This window comes from Spiroplasma clarkii (assembly GCF_002795265.1).
Taxonomy (GTDB): domain Bacteria; phylum Bacillota_I; class Bacilli_A; order Mycoplasmatales; family Mycoplasmataceae; genus Spiroplasma_A; species Spiroplasma_A clarkii.
Window position 1 is genome coordinate 1,402,102 of sequence record NZ_CP024870.1, and the last position, 21,377, is coordinate 1,423,478.

Annotated in this window: 17 protein-coding genes; 1 reads left to right on the forward strand and 16 read right to left on the reverse strand. The window is 29.8% G+C overall.

The window, feature by feature from the left end:
• Positions 1–178: 178 nt before the first annotated feature.
• Entirely contained in the window at positions 179–1,837 is a 1,659-nt protein-coding gene (locus SCLAR_RS06345; protein WP_100255076.1) for a TrkH family potassium uptake protein, read from the reverse strand.
• A gap of 102 nt (positions 1,838–1,939) precedes the next feature.
• On the opposite strand from SCLAR_RS06345, the gene SCLAR_RS06350 reads away from it, so the two are divergent.
• Positions 1,940–2,629, forward strand: a complete 690-nt coding sequence (locus SCLAR_RS06350; protein ID WP_100255077.1) for a potassium channel family protein — start codon at positions 1,940–1,942, stop codon at positions 2,627–2,629.
• Between the two features lie 59 nt (positions 2,630–2,688).
• Here the strand turns inward: SCLAR_RS06350 and SCLAR_RS06355 are convergent, their stop codons facing one another.
• The 15 genes from SCLAR_RS06355 to SCLAR_RS06425 all read right to left on the reverse strand — a co-directional run bounded on the left by SCLAR_RS06355 (position 2,689) and on the right by SCLAR_RS06425 (position 21,238).
• Positions 2,689–3,255: a hypothetical protein gene (locus SCLAR_RS06355; protein ID WP_100255078.1), complete on the reverse strand. Its 567-nt coding sequence runs from the start codon at positions 3,253–3,255 to the stop codon at positions 2,689–2,691.
• Between the two features lie 109 nt (positions 3,256–3,364).
• The gene (locus SCLAR_RS06360; RefSeq protein ID WP_100255079.1) at positions 3,365–5,005 is read right to left on the reverse strand and encodes an ABC transporter permease; all 1,641 of its coding nucleotides are present in this window, start codon (positions 5,003–5,005) and stop codon (positions 3,365–3,367) included.
• Between the two features lie 60 nt (positions 5,006–5,065).
• Positions 5,066–5,836 carry an ABC transporter ATP-binding protein gene (locus tag SCLAR_RS06365; protein WP_100255080.1) on the reverse strand — a complete coding sequence of 257 codons (771 nt, stop codon included), beginning with the start codon at positions 5,834–5,836 and terminating at the stop codon, positions 5,066–5,068.
• A gap of 124 nt (positions 5,837–5,960) precedes the next feature.
• On the reverse strand, positions 5,961–7,403 hold the full coding sequence (gene gatB / locus SCLAR_RS06370; RefSeq protein WP_100255081.1) for an Asp-tRNA(Asn)/Glu-tRNA(Gln) amidotransferase subunit GatB: 1,443 nt from the start codon (positions 7,401–7,403) through the stop codon (positions 5,961–5,963).
• On the reverse strand, positions 7,396–8,844 hold the full coding sequence (locus tag SCLAR_RS06375; protein WP_100255082.1) for an amidase family protein: 1,449 nt from the start codon (positions 8,842–8,844) through the stop codon (positions 7,396–7,398). The genes gatB and SCLAR_RS06375 overlap by 8 nt, the downstream gene beginning before the upstream one ends.
• Positions 8,845–9,135 carry an Asp-tRNA(Asn)/Glu-tRNA(Gln) amidotransferase subunit GatC gene (gene gatC, locus SCLAR_RS06380; RefSeq protein ID WP_100255083.1) on the reverse strand — a complete coding sequence of 97 codons (291 nt, stop codon included), beginning with the start codon at positions 9,133–9,135 and terminating at the stop codon, positions 8,845–8,847.
• A 4-nt stretch (positions 9,136–9,139) separates the two neighbouring features.
• The gene (gene ligA, locus SCLAR_RS06385) at positions 9,140–11,134 is read right to left on the reverse strand and encodes an NAD-dependent DNA ligase LigA (protein ID WP_100255084.1); all 1,995 of its coding nucleotides are present in this window, start codon (positions 11,132–11,134) and stop codon (positions 9,140–9,142) included.
• An 11-nt stretch (positions 11,135–11,145) separates the two neighbouring features.
• Positions 11,146–12,756 (reverse strand): hypothetical protein, encoded by a 1,611-nt coding sequence (locus SCLAR_RS06390; RefSeq protein ID WP_100255085.1) that lies wholly within the window; start codon positions 12,754–12,756, stop codon positions 11,146–11,148.
• A gap of 94 nt (positions 12,757–12,850) precedes the next feature.
• Positions 12,851–14,791, reverse strand: coding sequence for a hypothetical protein (locus tag SCLAR_RS06395; protein WP_100255086.1), 1,941 nt, complete (start codon positions 14,789–14,791; stop codon positions 12,851–12,853).
• Between the two features lie 37 nt (positions 14,792–14,828).
• On the reverse strand, positions 14,829–15,722 hold the full coding sequence (locus tag SCLAR_RS06400) for a pseudouridine synthase (RefSeq protein WP_100255087.1): 894 nt from the start codon (positions 15,720–15,722) through the stop codon (positions 14,829–14,831).
• The gene (locus SCLAR_RS06405) at positions 15,710–16,747 is read right to left on the reverse strand and encodes a CPBP family intramembrane glutamic endopeptidase (RefSeq protein ID WP_100255088.1); all 1,038 of its coding nucleotides are present in this window, start codon (positions 16,745–16,747) and stop codon (positions 15,710–15,712) included. The genes SCLAR_RS06400 and SCLAR_RS06405 overlap by 13 nt, the downstream gene beginning before the upstream one ends.
• A 72-nt stretch (positions 16,748–16,819) precedes the next feature.
• Positions 16,820–17,512: an acetolactate decarboxylase gene (gene budA / locus SCLAR_RS06410; protein WP_100255089.1), complete on the reverse strand. Its 693-nt coding sequence runs from the start codon at positions 17,510–17,512 to the stop codon at positions 16,820–16,822.
• A 3-nt stretch (positions 17,513–17,515) separates the two neighbouring features.
• Positions 17,516–19,207, reverse strand: a complete 1,692-nt coding sequence (alsS, locus tag SCLAR_RS06415; protein ID WP_100255090.1) for an acetolactate synthase AlsS — start codon at positions 19,205–19,207, stop codon at positions 17,516–17,518.
• A gap of 266 nt (positions 19,208–19,473) precedes the next feature.
• Positions 19,474–20,430 carry an ABC transporter permease gene (locus SCLAR_RS06420; protein ID WP_100255091.1) on the reverse strand — a complete coding sequence of 319 codons (957 nt, stop codon included), beginning with the start codon at positions 20,428–20,430 and terminating at the stop codon, positions 19,474–19,476.
• Positions 20,420–21,238, reverse strand: a complete 819-nt coding sequence (locus SCLAR_RS06425) for a hypothetical protein (RefSeq protein ID WP_157795166.1) — start codon at positions 21,236–21,238, stop codon at positions 20,420–20,422. Before SCLAR_RS06425 ends, SCLAR_RS06420 begins: the two co-directional genes overlap by 11 nt.
• Positions 21,239–21,377 lie beyond the last annotated feature (139 nt).

Genomic DNA, 21,377 nt, shown 5'->3' on the forward strand with positions numbered 1-21,377 from the left:
TTACTTTAATGCTTTAATATTTTATATATAAATTAATTAAATTACAATATATTTTAAAAAAAATTACTTTTTTTTATGCCAAAATTGCTATGATTACCTAGTTAATCTTAAAAGATACCCTTTAAATAAAGGTTTTTAGTCTTCAAGCCAAATTAAAAAACACTAGTTTTAACTAGTGTTAACCAATGGTCACATCTTCTTCTAAGTAACCAAAATTGTGTTTGGTTTTAGGTTTAACAAAGGCTAGTAGAGTGTTTGAAATTCCAAGTTGTCCAATAAACATTGTTAGAACTAAAATTATCTTGCTAATAACTCCCATGGCTAAAATTTCACTATTATCAAATGGTTGGAACCCAACTGTCCCAAAAGCACTACAAACATAAACTATTAGTTCAATAATTGTGTAGTTGGTTCCAGCAATTGTTGGATCTAAATCTCAGAGCATTTTATTTGAATCAATGTAAACAACAAAAATACTACTTACTACTACAAAAATTGAGATAAAAACTACTACAAAACTACGGCGCACTGTTTTTTCTGGGATTTTTTTATGAAAGGATTCTACTGATTGTTTATTTCTCATAACTGCAAAAATTGCAAAAACACAAATCCCAAAAGTGGTAGTACGAATTCCCCCAGCTGTTGATGATGGGGCAGAACCAATGAACATCCAAAATGCCATAATTAGTTTGCTTCCAGCAGTGAAATTATTAACTGAAACTGTTGAAAACCCTGCATTACGACAAGAAGTTACATTAAAGATAATGTCAAAGACTCAAGCAAAAGTACTTCTTTTTTCAACACCATTATAAATAATTAAACTCTTTTCATAAGTGGCCACTTCTGAAATTACCACTAAAATTGGGCCTAGAACAAGTAAAATTGAATAAATTAAAAAGTTTATTTTAGTAAATAATGAAAAGCGATATTCTTTTCCCTCTTTATGAGCTTTTATTTTTCGCTTAATATCTGTATAAGTTGGGTAACCTAAACCACCAATAATTCATTGAAACATAAAAATAACCTGAATAAAGTATGATTCTTGACCTGGTTGATTATAGGGTTGCAATGAGGCATTACTTAAAATGTCAAAACCTGCATTATTAACAGCACTAATTGAGTGAAAAATTGCAGCTCAACCTGATTTGGCAAAATCATGATAGGGATTATTAACTACAAATTCTGTTGTAGACATTGGTGTAAAGTAGAATCCAAAGAACAAGACAAACATTCCAAAAATTTCAACTGCAGTTAGGAAAATAAAAGCATCCTTAATCATTTCAACTGTATTTCCTAAGGTTCCAGCCCCTCTTTCAGTTCCAGCCACATTTTGATCATCTACTGAAACTTTTTTGTTTAACATCGATAGCAGCACTATTTTCAAGGTTAACAACCCAACTCCACCAATTTTGATCATAATCAAAATAAAAACTTGTCCCCAAATACTGTAATCTACATGTGTATCTAAGGTTGTAATTCCTGTGTCAGAAATTGCACTTGATGCTGTAAACATACCAGTTATCATGTCTCATTCTTGTCCACTAGCCACCACAACCCCTGGAATACTTAGTAAAAATCCACCAATTAAGATTGCTAATAAGTAACCAAAAATAATTCTACCGCTTACTTTAGAAAAAGGTCATCAAGATTTTAGTTTTTTAAAGAAGCTTAATTGGACTTTTTGTTGTCTAATTTCAGCTTTGGTTCGGCTTTTTATTTGTCTTTTATTATGTTTTTTTGCTTTACGCAAATTTCTTTTTGCTTTTAAACCAGTTTTTTTCTCAAGACTATCTTGATTGTCTTCAACAAGCTTGGATTTAGCTTCATTATTTTCCAAAACTCTACCTCCTACCTTTTTATAAAAACCTACCTTAAATTATACAACAATATAAAAAAGAGTTGTATAATTTAAGAGATATTGAAATTAGAGGTAAAAAATATGGCTAAAAAGAAAAGTTTTGCAATTATTGGTGCTAACCGTTTTGGTTTAGCAGTAGCCCAAGAACTTGAAGAAAAAAAGCAATCAGTTAAATTATTTGATATTAATGAAGAAAAACTAAATCTCTATATTTCTGAATATGAATCAATTGATGGAATCATTATGGATACTACCAATAAAGTAGCTTTAGAAAAAAATGGGATTATTCAATATGACTATGTAATTGTTTGTTTTGGTTCAAATATGGAAGCAAGTATTTTAACAATTTTAAACTTAATTGACTTAGGAGTGGACAATATTATAGTTAATGCCCGAGATTTTAACCATAAAAGAATTTTAATGGCTTTAGGAATTGAAGAGGATTCAATTGTAATACCCGATGAAATTACAGGAAAACTTATTGCCACCAAGTCCTTATTTGACATTGAGGGACAAGTACAATCAACTGATGGAGATTATAGTTTCACCAATATCATTGTAAATGATGCCAAAGTTATTGGACGTTCAATTAGTGAATCGGGTTTAACTTCAAATCGTGATTTTACAATTGTACAAATTAAAAGAAGTGGAAAAGTCGTTATTCCTGATGAATACACCATTCTAAAAAAAGATGATTTACTAGTTATTTTTGCAAAAAACAACATTATTCGTGATTTAACCATTAAAATTAGGGGTGAAGAAGAACTCTAAAATGTTCTTGCAAATAACTTAAGATAAAAAAACAGCAGTTTTACTGCTGTTTTATTGATTTATTCATTATTCTTAAAATCATTTATTCTAGTTCAATCAACAATGGCTTTATAAAACTCAAATGTTGTTCTTGTTAAGGCCGTATCTTTTAGTTCAGTATTGTTAAAATTTTTTTTAACCAAATCTTCCAACTCATTAATTGCTGCTTTTGAGGATTCAATTAATTGACTATCAGCACTTTTGGGCATAAAGCTAATACCTTTAATTTGATCAAAATTAAAATCAGCTCCAATTTCAGAATCTAAAAACATGCTAAATTTCACAATTAGTGCAGACACCTTTGAGGTCACTTGCATATAAAATTGCGCATCAGCTGAAAGTCTGATAGCTGAAGGTCATGAATTTAAGGCCTCTCCATATGACTCTGTCAGAACACTATGAATTTCCTTGGCTTCATCCAATTCATCAATTTGATAATGTATCAATTCTAATAAACTTTCTTCAGAATTTGGTTGAAATCTAAATGGTCTTGCTCTTGAAATTGCTGGAGCAGAACTACAAGCGACTGGATTTGAAACTGCAATTAGTAGTGATGTTGCTGCTAAACTTGCCAAGATTTTTTTCATTTTGTCTCCTCTTTCATAACAGATAATGTACGAACTTTATCTTTAAGTTTAGTTATATTATATAGATATTTAAAATATTCTACAATAAGTTAAAAATAATGGTAACCCATTATTTTCTAATATTTTTTTCAAAAAATCTTGAACCTAATCATAATAATACAATCCCTATTATGAACAAAGCAATGTGATAAGCAACAGAACTATATGTTGTCCCATAAACTTTCTTGTTCTTTGTGGTATTTAAAGCAATTTGGTTGAAACTACCTTCTGAGGCATTTTCATTATAGAATCGATTTCCTCGATAATATGTTGCAAAATTAACTCCAGCTCCATAGTTATTATCAACATAATGATCAAGTTTATTTAATAAACGGTTTGGATTTGCACTTATTTCTGCTGTCATAATTCAGGGCAATAAACTCAAAATTGTTCTTGCTTTTGCCAAGGTTAATGTATTATAAATTTCAATTTTATATGCTGAATTGGCTTGATAAACCAATTTTGCAATAGCCTCGTTCCAAACCTTTAACCCAACAGGAGTTTCAGTGGTTTCATTTAAGCTTTTATTAATATATCCTATAACACCATATTCTCTAACATCAAAATTAGATAAATCATAACTAATTGGATAGAAGTTTGAATTCATCTCACTAACAACAAAATCTCTAACAAACTGATTGAAGTTATCTACTCCAGGATGGTCTTGACCATATTTGCTGTTAATCAAGGCTATAACTTTATCTAGTTCCTCTAAAGTAAAAGCAGCTTTTGCTTTTGATGAAGGTATTCAACTATAAATTGATTTACCATAATCTCTTGATAATGTATCCTCTTGTATTAAATCTTGATTAATTTTATATAATTCAGTATTTTTAAAATCCTCACTTAATTCTAAAACAATAGGATTTTCAGAATCCTGAATCAATTCAAGAAGTTCGCTCAAATGGTCAATATCACTTTGGTTTAATAAACCCAATGCTAAAGGTAATCATTTAGAAAGTTGGTTTTCTTCATCTTCAGCAACAACATAATCATTGTAATAATGAGATTCAGTCAACAATTTATTAATTAATGAATCATCAACTTGATAGTACTCAAAGACTTTATCAGTAATTAAACTGGTTCTGATATTTTGGGGAACAAACATTTCTAATTCTTTATTACTAAACAAAATTGGTGCAAGCATATAAAAAATTAGTGAACCAAGCATTGTTAATATCAAGTAAATATTCAAAGCTACTGAAATAACTTTATTAAAGCCCAACCCAAAAAAGAAAGAGAAAATCCCCAAATTAATCAGTGAAAGGACAAAAACTAGGAAAAATAATAATGGTAAATTATTCAATTGTTGTGGTTCATAAGCTGCTAGAAAGATAATGTTAATTACTAAGAATATTAAATTTAGCGATGTGGTAATTACTAAACTTGCAAGCAGCCTTGAAAAAAGAATTTGCTTTGTAGTACGTCCCTTTCGTAATTCCATATTTAAAACTTGATATTGTCTTTCATTTATATAATTATAAGTACAATCAGTAAGTAAGAAAATGAATTGGGGTAGTAGTCAAAAAGTAAAAATTTGATTACGACTATTCAGAGATGCTAAATCTCCCTCTGCTCCTCATAATACTGATAAACCAATTAAAATTGCAAGAAATATGATTACTACAAATCAATTCCAAAAATTTTTAATGCTTTTTACTAAAGAATGCTTAAAGATTGTGATATCAAATATGGATAGTTTGTTTTTCATTGTTAATTGCTCCTCAATATCTAAATTAATCGTATATTTTATTACAAAAAAAATAAATTCTTATTTTTTTGAATTAGTTTGATTTTTATACATGTCTTTTAATAGATCTTTATTAATTATTGGTTTATCACTTGTAAATGCTTTGTCATAAACTTCATAAATATTTTCTGTTTCTGAGTTAAATTTATCATCATAAACCACTTTACCTTTTTCTAAAAAAATTAAGCAATTAGCAAACTTTTCTAGTTCCTCAATTTGATGTGTGGTTATCAAAATGATTAGACCTAGGTTACCAGCTAATTCTTTTAAAAGTTCAATAAATTCCCTCTTAGCTTTAATGTCCACATTAGATGTTGGTTCATCCAAAAATAAGATTTTTGGTTTCGTAACCAAAACTGCAGCTAAAAGTGCTCTTTTTTGCATTCCACTTGAAAGTTGGCTAAATTTTGATTTCATTTGTTGACCCAAAGATAGTGCCTTAACTACATCTTTGAATAGATTTTTAAATTCTGCATGTTTTGCTTTCGGAAAAGTTAGTTGATAATTATATCAACAATAATCTATTATCTTAAAATCTTTGGGGAAGTTATTTTGATCTGGGAAGAACTCCATTTCTTTTAAATTATCTTTGCTAATTGATTCACCATCAATTAGAATCTCCCCTTCGTCAATGCGATATTCATTGAAAATTGCTTTGATAGTTGTGGTTTTCCCAGCCCCATTTGTTCCAACAAACCCAGCAATATCACCTTCATTTAAGGTAAATGAAATATCATCTAACACCAACACATCATCAAAAGATTTTTTCAAGTTTTTTACTTCTAATTTCATTAATCTACTCCCTTTTAAATATTATACATAAAAAACACTCACGGGTTTTGACAATTGACATTAAAATAAATCTGTAAATTTTTTTCACAATCAAATTAAAAACCTGCACTACTGCAGGTTTTCTTTACTTCAAAGTATTTTTAATCATTTTATTAATGATAGTTAAAGCAACATCAGGGTTAACATTTCCCCCAGTTTCTTTCATAAGTTGCCCCATTAAAGTTTTTTCAACTCTTTCTGGTCTGTTTTCATAATTTTCAACAATTAGAGTTTGATTTTGTTTAACAATTGGGATTAATAAATCTTCAATAACTTTAACATCACTTATCAATTTTAAGTTATTTTCCTCAACAACTTGTAAAACAGTCTTATCGCTTGCAAACACTATTGGTAACAATGTTTTTACATGTTTTGAAGAAATAACCCCTTGTTCTAATAAATTAATAATGTCACAAATATCTTGTGGTTGGAGTTGAGTTTTATCAATTGCTAAATTCTCCTTATTTAACAAGGCCTTAATATCAGCAGTCAAGTAATTTAAGACCTTAATCGGATCACACCCCAAGGCTACTGTGGCTTCAAAAAAGTTTGTTAACTCTAAACTTGCTAAGATGTAATTAACATCTTCAAGTTTCATTTTGTATTGTTCAACATAACGTTGGCGTTTTGTTGCGGCCAATTCAGGTGAACTTTTAATAATTCCTTCAATTCAAGATGGTGTTAACCTAATTGGAACAAGATTTGGTTCTCGAAAGTATTTATAATCAATGCCATCACTTTTTACTCTCATTAAAACTGTTTCTTGTGTGTTTTCATCAAAACGTCTTGTTTCTTGACCAATAGTTTCACCATTCAACAAGGCTTGACTTTGTCTTCTAATTTCAAATTCAACTGCTTTTTTAATGTTATTTAATGAGTTTAAATTTTTAATTTCAACTTTTGAACCAAAAGTTGGATTTCCATAAGGTCTTAAAGAAATATTAATATCACAACGTAATGAACCTTCATTCATTTTGACGTCACTTACTCCCAAAAACAATAAGATTTCACGCAAATTGTTCACATACTCAACTGCTTCTTCTGCTGAACGAATTTCAGGTTTTGAAACAATTTCAACTAAACCCACTCCACTACGGTTGTAATCAATATAGGTTAAATCACCAATATGATTTTGTTTGGCAGTATCTTCTTCAATGTGGAGTCTCTCAATACTAATAGTTTTTTTACTACCATCAGTTAAAGTTATTTCCAAAGCACCTTCACTACCAATTGGGTGAAATTGTTGAGTTATTTGAAATCCTTTAACTAAATCTGGGTAAAAATAGTTTTTACGATCAAATCTTAGTAAAGGGTTAATTTTCATGTTTAAAGCATGACACGCTAAAATTGCTAATTTAACTCCAGCTTCATTTACTGTTGGCAGTGCTCCAGGGTATCCTAAATCTACTGCACTTACTTGTGTATTTGGTTCTTCACCATAAGTCACAGGAGCAGGGGCAAACATTTTTGATTTTGTTTTTAATTCAACATGGTTTTCAATACCAATAATCACTTCAAAATTAGTCATTTGCAAATCCTCCTTGTTGCACTAAGCCTTCAACATACTTAGCAGCTTGTAGTACCAATAAATCTGCTGTTGGTTTAGCATTTAAATTGATGCCAATGGGCATTTCTTCTTTTTTAATGAAAGGAATAGTAATTGAAGGCATTCCATTAAAGTTTGCCAAAATTAGTAGATCTTGTAAGAAAACTTTTTCATCATCTTGACGATCTTCAACATCAACCCCAACAACCTCAGAAATTTTTGGAGCAATATCAAGTGCTGGAGGTAAAATTAAAATATCTACAAGTTCATATGCTTTTTGTAGTTCTTTAATAATTAAGGTTCTTACTTTTTTTGATTTTGCTAACAATAGTTCTTGGTTTTCTTTTCTTAATTGATAACTACCAATAACAAATCTTTTTTTAACATTCATTCCAAAACCACTTGCACGACTTTTTTTAATAGTTTCAATGTAATCTTTACCTTCAACTCGCTCACCAAAATTAATACCATCTAAATTTGAGTGAGTTGAAACAGCTTCTGAAAAAGAAATCATCATGTAAACAGCCGGTAAAGCATCAAGTAGTTTTTTACTAAAGTCAATTTCTATCACTTCATGGCCATCAGCTTTGATTTTTTGGTAAAGCTTTTCATAAGCTTTTGCTAACTTTCCATCAATATATTTTTGAACATCTTTAATGTAACCAAATTTGGCATTTTTATGTAAATCATTCAAATGACTTGCAAAATCTGCTGGATTGGCAATTGAAGTAAAATCTTTTTTATCAAACCCATATGTAGCATCACAAACTAGGGCCATATCTTCAACATTACGAGTAAAGTATCCTAAATGGTCTAAACTTGGAGCATAAGGAATAACTCCATACCTTGATAGACTACCATAAGTTGGTTTAAAACCAACAACTCCTACAAAACTTGCAGGTTTTCTAATTGAATCACCTGTATCTGAACCTGTAGCGAATGGAACATAACCTTTAGCTACTGCATAAGCACTCCCACTTGAACTACCTCCAGCAATGCGAGTGGTATCAAAAGGATTTGCTACTTTACCATTAAACCCAAATAAGCCAGTTCCTCCCATTCCTAATTCATCCAGAGTGGTTTTTCCAAGCAAGACTGTACTTTTATCTCTTAGTTTTTTAATAACAGTACTATCTTCAGTTGGTTGAAAATTACTTAGGATTTTTGAACCTGCAGTTGTTCTTAGATCCATGGTTCAAAAATTATCTTTTGCTAAATAAGGGATTCCACTTAAAATATTATCTTTATCAAAGTATTGCTCTAATTTTGAGTAATCTGGTTCCTCACAAATTGTCACTAAAAAATTTGAAGCAAAATCTTTTTGCATTGCTTGATAAACTGCTTTAATATAATCTCCCACTGAAATTGTTTTTGATTGGTATAATTTATGAATTTCAGTTATTGTTAAACCTAAAAGTTGCATCTACTTCACCACCTTACTAATAACAACATACCCATCTTTTTGTGCTGGAGCATTTGCTAGTAATTGTGCTTTTGAAATTGTAGTGATGTCATCATCACTGCGTAAATAAGTATTTTCAGTGGCAAAAGGATGGTGACTTTCTGGAACATTTTCAGTATCTATTAAAAAAACCTTTTCAAATTTACTTAAAATATCATTTTCAGTTTTTAAAATTTCATTTTTTTCATGTTCAGTTAATTCAATTAAAACATCATCTGCTAAAACTTGAACAAATTCCTTAGTTATCTTCATATTTTTATTCTCCTATAAGTTCTTTAAATTCTTCTTCATTGATTATTTTAACATTTAATTTTTGGGCCTTTTCTAATTTACTTCCAGCTTCACTTCCTGCCAGTAAATAATCAGTTTTTTTGCTGACACTATCAATTACTTTTGCTCCATGTTCTTCTAAAATACTTTTAAAGTGGTTCCGAGGTTTTGATAAAGTTCCAGTAATTACAAAACTTTTATTTGAAATTTCTTCATTAAATTTTGAACCAACATTACCTAAATAATCAGTATTCAAGCCTAAACTTTGCAACTCAGTAACTAAGTCCAAGTTGGCTTGGACTTTAAATCAGTCAACCACAGCTTGTGAAACAGTTGGTCCAATATCATGAATAGTGGCAATTGTGTCAAAATCTTGATTTTTTAAGTTTAAAATTGATTTAAAGTTTATTACCAATAACTGGGCTGTTTTTTTACCAACATATCTAATTCCTAAACCAAAGAAAAGTTTTTCAGCAGAATTTTGTTTAGTATTTTCAATGGCTTGCAATAAATTATCAACTGATTTTTCTCCCATATTATCTAATTCTAGTAAATTGGTTCTAACTGTTTTTAGTTTATAAATATCTGCAATGTTTTTAACAAAACCATTCTCATAAAGTTTTTCAATAATTTTAATACTTAAACCCTCAATGTTCATAGCTTCACGACTGGCAAAATGTTCTAATGAACGGATGATTTTTCTTGGACAAGAACTGTTAATACAATATTGATCCACTTCACCAACTGTTCTTTCTAAGGGAGAGTTACACTCTGGACAGTTTTGACTTTCTTGTCAAATAGGTAAATTAACAAAATTTTCATCCTTTATTGGTTCAATAATTTCTGGAATAATGTCTCCTGCTTTTTTAACTTTAACATTTGCTCCAACTCTAATATCTCTTTCCACAATAAAATCAGCATTATGTAAAGTGGCTGCTTGCACTGTAGTTCCTGCCAAACCCACTGGTTCTAGAACTGCATTATAAGTAATTCTCCCAGTTCTCCCTACAGTTGGAAAGATATCAAGGAGTTTGGTGGTTTTAACCTCTGCTGGAAATTTAAAGGCAATAGCTCACTTGGGAAATTTTGATGTGTAACCAATTTCTTCATATAAATCAAACTCATTAACCTTAATAACAACTCCATCAATTTCATAGTCCAAATCATGTCTTAAAGTGTTTAAGTAATTAACATGTTCAATTACAGCTTGAATATCTGGGCAATGTTGGCCTAAATTGTTCACTTTGAAATTCATTGATTGCAAGTGTGTCATTGATTGACTATGAGTTGAAATTTTTTCACGATTCATGTAATAATACAAAAAAGCATCTAAATTTCTTTCTGCAGCAATACTTGAGTCTAATTGACGCACAGTTCCAGCTGCTGCATTTCGGGGATTGGCAAATAGTGGTTCATCTTTTGCTTTTCTTTGAGCATTAATTTTGTTAAATTCAGTTTTATTTAAAAAGACCTCTCCCCTAATTTCAACATAATCATCTAAATCTGCTATCATTAGTGGCAAACTTTTGATTGTTTTAATGTTTGAAGTTACATCTTCTCCATAAACTCCATCACCTCTAGTTGCTGCAGTTTGTAGTTTTCCTTGTTTATAAATTAATGAAATTGATAGACCATCAATTTTTGGTTCAACAAAAAAACTATAAGGTTTTTGTTCTACCTCTTTTTTAATTTGTTTGTCAAAATTTAGTAAGTCTCCATCATTAAAGGCATTATCCAAACTTAGCATTGGAGTTTTATGCTGATATTTTTCAAATTTTTCTAACACTATGCCCCCAACTCTTTGAGTTGGTGAGTCACCAGTTATAAATTGTGGATACTGAGCTTCTAAGTCTTTTAACTCTAAAAATAATGCATCATATTCAGCATCATCAACAACAGGAGCATCTAAAACGTAATAAGCATGTGCTCAAATGTTTAGTTGGGTTTTTAGTTCCTTAATTCTTTTTTCAATCTTGTCCATACAAAAATCCTCTATTTAATTCAGTTATATTTTTTGATAATTTTTAATTGCTCTGGTTTACGAGCATCAACTTTGTTACACAACCAAATAACCAAGACATTGGCTACCACCATTCCTTGAATGATCATAATTATTCCATTGGAACTAGTCATACTTGGGTAAAAAAGGTTGATGAATTTTACAACAATTGGGTTATAAAATGTCAAATATGATATTAACATTAAATCGACACTATCTGTTAAAAAATCTTTTTTGAATTTTGCTCTCACAAAAAATCACACAAGTGCTACTACAAGTATTGCCAAAGCAATTATAAAAGTAGTAATATATCGAGCACTTTCTCACTTAATAATTGTTGTTCACACATAAATAAAGTTTAAGTAGTTGTTTTCTGAATCCACAAAGCTTGTACCAGAGTTCAAAGTCATTCCAATAGATATCACCATAAAAATACTTGGTAAAATCAAACTTACTAAGCGAATCCGGCTATCAACAAAGGTCTCAAACTTAGTAACTACTGAATAATTGTTGGTCATTGCTGCTGCAATGACTAATAATAGTAATAGTAGAGCTGAAAAAATAATAGCTTGGATGTACAATTTCAAGATAATGTTGTAAAAACAAATATCAATTAAAGCAAACATTGATATTTTTAAAATATCTTTGGTAAAGTTGCGAGTAAATTTTCTTTGAATTACAAAGAACAAACAATAAATTAAAAAGACAATGTGATAAGAACTATCTCATGAGAAGGAAATATAACCTCCCAGAACCATTCCAATAAATGTGGCTTTGTGTCTTTCTCGATAATCCATTGAAGTATAATTCAAAGTTAAAACTATGGCATAAAAAATTAGGTTAACAAACATAACTTCACCACTTCAAAAACTAAAGCCATAAATTGAAAGAACTAATTTTGTGGAAACAAAGAATACTAATGAAACCACTAGAGTGACATATTCCATTAATTTTGTTCTTTTTTTTGCAAATGATTCATACATTGTAATAAAAACTGATGTTGAAATAACAGCTTCAATGATAAAAGTAAAAGGAATAATAACATCTTGAATTTGATAAGTTGAAGCTCTGGAAAGAATCACAGCAGAAATTTGGAATGTTTGTCAACTTTCAAAAGGTTTGAAACCTAAAAAATTATAAAATGTTGAGTTATTAAAAAAGGATACAGGGTTATCTCTTAATCAATAAATTATTGAAAGGACATTTTTGTGTCTGGCAAAGTTTTCTGTTGCAAAATATTGATGACCAGCATAACTAATTCCTGCAATAACTGCTAAACAAATTAAAAATACTAATGATTTTTGTGAAATAAACCCAGCTGTTATTCAAAACTTTAAAAAAATTAAACAAAATATCAAGTAAATTATTGTAAGTGTAAATAAGTAATAGACAAAGAAAACATAAGGAATAACAGATATCAATTGTAACGGGAATGAAAAAATTGAAATAAAGGTAAAATAAGCAAAAAAACCACCAGCTATATATGAGAAGGGATTTGTTATTTTAAAGCGTAGTAGTTCAAAAATGATAGCTCCTGATGTATAGAAAATAAAAATCATCAAAGTTGAGATCAAAATTGGCACTCATATGTTTATGTTTGTCATATTATTCACCTAAAATAATTATAACATCTTAACTCCTTCCCCAATAAAAAGACTTATTTTTATCTAAAAAACCAAACTTTAAGTTTGGTTGCAATTATTCTTTACCTTTTAGTACATAAATTTTTGCATTTTTGGAAACAATTTCAACATGATCATTGTCAATATCTAAAGTATCTGTGAAATTTTTCTCATCAATTGCATACATAGCTGCAGCAAGTTGATTGGAGTTGTCAACAATTTCTTGTTTGTCAATTCCATATTCTTCAAAACGTTGTTGGCGCATTGCCTCAGCTTTTTTACTTAAAAAACTACTTATTATTGGTAGATTTTGAATGATACCATTCATCATTTTTGGAGAAAAAGCATATGCCATTAGTAGTAAACCAACTGTAGAAATAGCAATTGTTGAGAAGAACAAGGCCACTAGTGGTCCTAGTTTTGCATCTCCTGTGGCATATTCTGCCACACCTAAATATGGATTTAATAAGTAAACATTTAAAATACTTATTAAAATAATTGGAGTTATTAAGATTGCAAAATTATTAGCAACATATTTAAAGTTTGAATTATAAGTTGCATATTTTCACACATATGCCCATAAGTACATGTAACGAATTAATAAAGTAATTATTTTTAAACCATACATTACCCCCAAAGCAATGACTAAACAGTTTTCTCCCCCAAGTTGTAATGCATTAATAATATAAGTTATCACAAAAGCAGCCACAACATAACTAAATCCTAAGTAATTTTGGAATTTTGAAACTTCTGCATAGCGCCCTTTGGCTTGAATAATTGTAGTTTGAGCTTCACACATAATAATTAAAGCAGTTGTGGCTGCATAAAGAATTGAAAATCTTGGGTTAAAGAACATAAACTCAAAAACCCTAGTATCCATTATTGCCGAATCAGTTCCAGCACTTAAACTACTTGCTGCTAAATTTCCATATAAAGCACTAACAAAGTATGGTGATAATACTGCCATATTTATAAAAGTAAAGCCTGCAATTAAATATGTATAAAGTTCATATTTAACATAGCTTTCTCAACTCAAACGCCCCCGCTTGGTAACTAAGGTTACAAAGAATTCTCTAAAAGAGGTAATGAAATTAGTCATTATTAAGCGAGTGTTTACAGCAATCACCAAATAAAGTGACAAAGTTGATGAAACATTAAGTCCCAACACTAATGAAGCCACCAAGATATCGCTATTTAACAAAATACTTGTCCCCAAAGTTGAGATCATAATTTTGTTTTTTGTAGTAGATAAACGATAGGTATTGAATTCCCGATAATATTTTAATCAGACATTTTTTTTCTTGACATAAAAATAAATCATTAATCCTTTTAAAGGTCCATAAATAAACATTGATAAAAATGGAATAACTGGATTGACGTTTGTGACTCCCAACAAAATAAACATAATTGAGTAAACAATAATGTCAGTAAATAAAATCACAATTCTTCGCACTGTGTTTTTGTTTTCTGCTGCCAAAATATTTTCATAAACTGCAAAAAAGTAGGCAGTAAAGAAATTTTTTAAACTAAAAGTTAGAGTAATTCCCAATAAAACTCAATATGATGCTAAGGCAGCATTTGGACTAAGGTTACCCCCAATATCTGAACCAACAATGACAATCCCGATTTCTTTTCATGAATCTGGTGAAAATATTGGCCCACTAGCAGTTACCCCAGCATATAATGGATATGCCAAACTTGCCAGTACTGCTAAAATTAACCCTGAGATTGCTCCCTTACGATAATTTTTTTTAGCAGTTGAATAAATTTCATTAGCAGTAATTCAATCATTTTGAACAATTGGTTTAACTAATAAAATTGTAGTAGCAACTCCTAAAGCTGCATCTGCAGTCATTATTATCATTGAAAATGATGATACCAAGCGGATAAAACCATTAAATTGAGAACCAAATGTTGACAAAACAAAGAAAATAGTTAGAAATTGAATCACTGCATTTAATAGTGAGATCATTGTTCCAACAATTGTACTAAATATACCTTGTCTTGTAGATACCATAACCGTTCTCCATTTCTTACTTTTTTAATTTTACCATTTAAATGGTGGCTTTTGAATGAAATTCTTTCCCATTTAAATAACTCAAGTGATCTGTAAAGTTTTTAAACAATAATTTATAAGCCACTAATCCAATTCTTTTATCTGTATTTCTTGGTGCTCCATATTTAAAATCCCCAACTATTGGGCAATCATAAAAAGCACTAATGCAACGAATTTGGTGTTTTCGACCTGAAATTAATAACACTTCTAAAATATTGTTTTTCTCATCAAACCATCTGTGTAACTGCATACATTCTTTTGATTTCCCATTAGTTCGTTTGGAGAAAAACCCTCTTTTTTCAGCCTCACTATACTCAATGTAACCATGAATGCGACCCAGTTCAATGGTGTTATTAGTTAATTTAACAAGATAATATTTTTTAATTTTATCCTTATTTTTAATAGCATCAAGTAAAGAATCTAATGAAATTTTATTTTTAGCATAAATTACTAGTCCTTGAGTTAGTTTATCTAAACGATGAACATGACTTATAACAAATGAATTTTCAGCAGCAATATCATATTGGTTTGAACTTATCAAATAACTTTGCACCATAAGGTCCAAACAAATGTTATAGGGGGAATGCATTTCTAAGTTAGTAGGTTTATCAACTATCAAAAGGTTTTCATCTTCATAAATAATTTCTAATGTTGAAAAATCAACTAACTCCTCAGTTTGACGTTTGACCACAGATTCACTATCATAAACCTTGACTTCATCACCTAATTCAAGTTTTAATTTATGATCTTTAATTCTTTTGCCATTAACTTTAATTTTATTGGTGCGAAACCATTTATAAATTATTGATAAATTGGTGGCTTTAAAATTTTTCTTAATAAAGTTGAATAGTGTTTGACCTGCATCATTACTATTCACAGTTAGTATTGTCATAAACTTCTCCCTATAAGTACATTATTTATAATTACTATGAATGACAAGGCATTATTGAATAGATGGGTTCATCAACATGCCACAGTATTGCCTTTAGTTCATAAAAACACTCCACTAAAGACAAATCCAGCAACAGTATATGATAAAGCATGAGCATAATCACCAGTTATACCATAATGAACAAATCCAAAAGCGATGGCACTAGTTACAAATCCAAATCATCGATTTGAAGTATTAAGGTTTCAACAGTAGCGATAAACTATTTCTTCAATAAGTGGTGCGATTAAAACCGTATAAATAAAAATAGATAGAGCATAAATAGTCTTTTCTGTTCTGGTGGCATCATCACCCTTTAAAATACCTATAATTGAACTTTGATTATTTGAGTCAGTACTTGGAGCTCATAAATTCTCTAACTGGCTAACCCCAATTTGAGCCACAAATAAGACAAAGGCACCAACTAGAGCTGTTAAAAATAATGGTAAAAATCTTTTACTTAATGATTCTTTGAAATTCTTAACAAAATTTTTGTCAATAATAAAAACCATAAGCAAAACAGTACCACAACTAATAATCATAATCCAAATATTAAGCATTGCTTCAAGGAATTGATTTTTATTTAATAATTGACCAATAACCATTGACAGAGCAATTGCAAATGCAATTGGTAAAACTGAGTAAAAGAATAATCATGCCTTACCATTGTATATATAGTTTTTTTCTCTACCAATCAAAACAACAAACCCTACAAATATTGAAATAATTTGTAAAATTTGCACATAAGATGCAACACTTTGGTTTTCACTTTTACCAAGTCCAAAAACCAATGTAGCAATTACTGAAAAAGTAAATGGGATAATGATGGCTGTTACTACAAATATCATCCCATTAACCTTTCAATTGCCCTTATCAAACTCAAATTTATGTTCTAAACCATAGTATTTATTTTGAAATTTTTGAAATGAGTTTAGTTCTTTTTCTGGTTCTTGTTCATCAATTGGTATGAACTGTCCTAAATCTTCCATTTTAATCACCTGAATATATTTTACTTTATTTCCTTAAAAAACTCATTTCTTATGAAATGAGTTTAAATTTTTTTAGTCATTATGTCCTTCAAGCTTTTTAATTTCTGCTTGAACATCAGTTTGATCAAAATTTTTGGCTCCTAACTTTAAAGCAATTTCAGCAATAGTACATTGACTCATTGTTCCTTGTTTTAAAGTAAAGTTTAAAACATGACCTCCACTATTTAAATCGCTAGTTAAAAAATGAAAATGAACTCCCTCAACCCCAATGGTGTTTAAATAACGAGGTGTATAAAATCCCACTATTGTTCCAGTTTGATTTTGAAAGTGCATTTCACTTTGAACATCATTAATTTCAAACATTTTTTTATAAGGTTTTACTTGTTTTCTCACAGTTCTAGTAGAAACTTGTTCAAATTCACCTTCAATTTTAATTGCAATAATTTTTGAACTAGCTGTAGAATTTAAGATTTGGTCTAAAACTTCTGGCTGTTTAAGATTTGTAAGTTTGACTGTCGTTTCAGGAGTAAACTTACAAATTGACAAAAATGGTGAACGATAATTTTGGTCAACAATATTGACACTTCCATCAGCTAAAAGTTGGTAAAATACCCCATTTAAAACAATCATTTCTCCATCAAGAGAATCAAAAGTTCCTAAGCCAAAATCACCTTGATCTTTGAAATCAACATAGTTGATTTCTCCCTCATAATTTCCTTGAACTAATGAAGTAATTGTTGAATACTGAAATAATTTTGTAGGCATTTTTTATTCAACCCCTTCTAACAACATGTTTCCTAAAATAATGTTGTCAGCGTAGTCAATTGGTACATCAACCACAGCAACTCCCTTGTATGCAAGAGCTTCTCTTAAAATTTCACCTAATTGGGCAGGGTTATTTACTTTAAAACCTTTGGCTCCAAATGCTTCTGCATATTTTGCAAAATCTACATCTCCAAGAGTTGTAGCAGCTCCTTTACCATATTTAGCAACTTGTTGGAAATCAACCATATTGTAGGCTGAGTCATTTCAAATTATATGAGTAATATTTAGCTTTTCACGAACTGCTGTTTCAAGTTCTTGACCACTAAATAAGAAACCTCCATCTCCAGATAGCGAAATTACTTTTTTGCCAGGGTTTAAAAATGATCCAGCCATTGCTCATGGCAGGGCAACTCCAAGAGTTTGCATTCCATTTGAGAATAAAAGTTTTCTTGGTTCATATGACTTAAAGTTACGGGCCATTCAAATATAAATTGAACCAACATCTGTTGTAATAATGGTATTATTGTCTACTGTTGAGAATTTTTCATCATCAATTATTTGACGTAATTCTCACATAAATTGTAGTGGGTGAGTAATATCTTCATGATACTTAAATAGTTTGGTGATATTTTCAAATTTATCTTTTAATTTTGTCAAGAATTCTTCATTTTCTTTTGGAATTTGATAATTTTCCTTCTCTAATAGTTCAGATAGTTTTTTAATGGTTCTTTTAATACTACCAATTAATTCAATATGTGGTCGGTAATAATTGTCAATTTCAGAAATAACATAATCCATATGGTAAATTTTTTTATTAATGTCTTTATTTCAAATTTCAGGATCATATTCAATTGGGTCAAAACCAACAGTGATTACTAGGTCTGATTTATCAAGCAACAAGTCACCTGGTTGGTTTTTAAAGAGACCAACTCTTCCATAAAATGTGTCTTCTAAATGTTTTGGAATGATTCCAGCCCCTTGAAAAGTTTCTACAACCGGTAATTTAATTACTGATAATAATTCACGAATTGCAGCCACAGTTGGATCATCGCTAGCTCTCATACCCAATAGTAAAACAGGTAATTTTGCTTGTTTAATATCAGAAACTAATTGTTCTAACATTTCAAGATTGGCATGTCCCAATTTTACCAAAGTGGTTGGTTTTAATGGTTCAAACTCAGTTTCCTCAGTTGAAACATCAGCAGGAATAGATAAGAAAGTAGCTCCCTTTCTTCCAGAAATTGCTGTTTTATAAAGGTTTGTGATTGATTCACTAACATTGGCTGCTGATAAAACTTCTTCAGCAACTTTTGTTAGCGGAGTCATTGCTGCCACATTGTTCATGGCTTGATGTCTTCTTTTAGTCATGTCTTGTCTCTTAACATTTCCCCCAATTGCTAAAACAGGATCAGATTCACTGGTTGCAGTAACTAAACCAGTGGCCAGGTTTGAAACTCCAGGACCTGAAGTTACTAAAACAACTCCTGGTTTTCCTGAAATTCTTCCCATTCCTTGTGCAATTAAAGCTGCATTTTGTTCATGGCGACAAACTATTAGTTTGGGACCATTTTTACGATTGTCAATTTCATCAATAATTTTGTCAATTTTAGCTCCAGGTACTGTGAAAATATATTCAACCCCATGGTTGATTAAAGTATCAGCTACCAATGAAGCTCCTGTGTTTTTCTTTTTCATAATATTTACCTCTTATCTAATGCACTTTTAATTATATGACTATTACAAGAAAAAAATTTTTAAAGTTTCTTTTAACAATAACCCCAATATAACCTAAAAATACAATTAATTACCTCTCTCTAGTTATATTATACTCTAATCAGTGTTTTTTACTAAATCCCCAACTAACAAGGGTGCAAAAAAAATATCAAAAGAGCCTATTTCTAGTGCTCTTTTGAAAAAATAAAGAAGAAAATCTCGAGAATTTGTTTGCTTTAATCTAACTTTTAATCTTGACTCTTTTCATAATTAGATTTTTGCTGTGAACTTGGTCTCTTTTCAGCTCAATTGCTTTGCAATTGCTTAATCTCTGCCAGTGATTTAGCATTTTTAATTTTCCTCAAATAAGCTCTGGTTCCAGCAATATCATCAATTTTTTTAAACTTTAGTCTTTTTAAATATAAAGTTTTTGCAACAATTAAAATAATTAAAGTGCCAATAATTGTAAACATTAGTCCTAAAATTAGTCCAAGATTTGTCCCAATTCTTCAGTACAAATCATACTTACCAGCAAAGTAAACATCAACATAATCAAAATTTCAGGCTTGAACATATGATGCTTGTAAAAAGTTCATTGCTAAACGATTTGGCATAATGTAACTTAAACTATTTAAAACTTTAATATTAACAATTGAATAAAATGGGAACGTGCACCCCATAGCATTATAAGTAATCATATGAAAAGCTACAATTAAAATTTGACAAGCGACTGTGGACTTAATATAACTAAAACAAAAGTAAGTAAATAAAATACAAGTTAGCCAAAACAGAAGGTAAGCACCAAAAAAGATTGTTAGTGAAAACCAAGTTAGATAACGCAGTTGTTCAGTATATAATAACCCAACTCCAAAAAACAATATTGAACCAATAGTGTTAATAAGAAAATTAAATAACATGGTTGCAAAAATGTAAGTAAAACTACTTACTTTGTTATATGCAAGTCTTTGGTAAAACTGTTTTTGTTTATGAGTATTTAAACTTTTTAAATAAACAATTGTAGTATTGGTGATTGTTAAGGTCGCAATGGTAGCAGAAATCACAAAGGGATCTCCAACTCTAATTTCTAACCAAATTATTCCTAAACACAAAGCTAAAATTCATGACAAGAAAATATACATTGGTGATTTCCGATACAAGCCAAATTCTAATATCAAAATTTGTTTTATAACTTTACTATTTTTCATTTAGTTGATCCTCTTGTGCACGTAAATATTTTTTAAGTTCCTCTTTATTTTCCATAGTTTTAAATTTGGCTTGTAAATATTTTTTACTACGATGCATAATTCTTCTTAACTGTCTTTTTTTAGTTTTAGTGTGTTTAATATAAATAATACTTAAAATTATTATTCCCAAAACCAACACAAGTAGTAAAGAAACTACATATGGGATCCAGGCATTTTCATGATAACCTAAGTCTACTGCTGAACCATCTTGATTGACAATAATGAAATTTTTAGAATTCATCCATCCAGCACAAATAATATTTATTGAATAGCGATAAAAAATAAAGTAACTAGCAATTAATGTTAACTTGTGATCTGCAATTAAGTAAAATGGAATCACTAGGCCAAGTAGGTAAACACCAGTAAAGTAATGGAATTCCATTAAAGCTTCATTTAATTCTGGGTTTTTGAAAATTAAATTTAAGCACAAAGCAAATAAATTTGCAGTAAATAAAATTAGAAAATAAGCATAAATTACCATCCCCCAATTTATATTTGAGATTATGTAAATACTGCGCGAAAACAAAGTGGCATAACCAACAACTGCAGCCACATTAATCAAATTGATTGTGTGGTTGAATAAAAATAGTGACAAATATACTTGTAATCTTTGACGAAAACTATTGATTGATTCTAATTTAATAATTTGATTAACATTAGTAATATTTTTTGATAAGTTGTTCATTCCAGTTCTGACAGTAACAACCCCAACACAAGATCCTAAAATATAATTATCATATAAAAAACCATTTTCACTTCTAATTAACATCCAAATCGACAAAGTAATAACAATCAAAATGGTTCCGGAAAACAAATTTAAAATGTCTTTTCAATAATTGTTTCACTGGATTTTAAAAAGATGAGTGAAAATTTTTTGGTTATTTAATGTCAGCATCATTTATCAATCC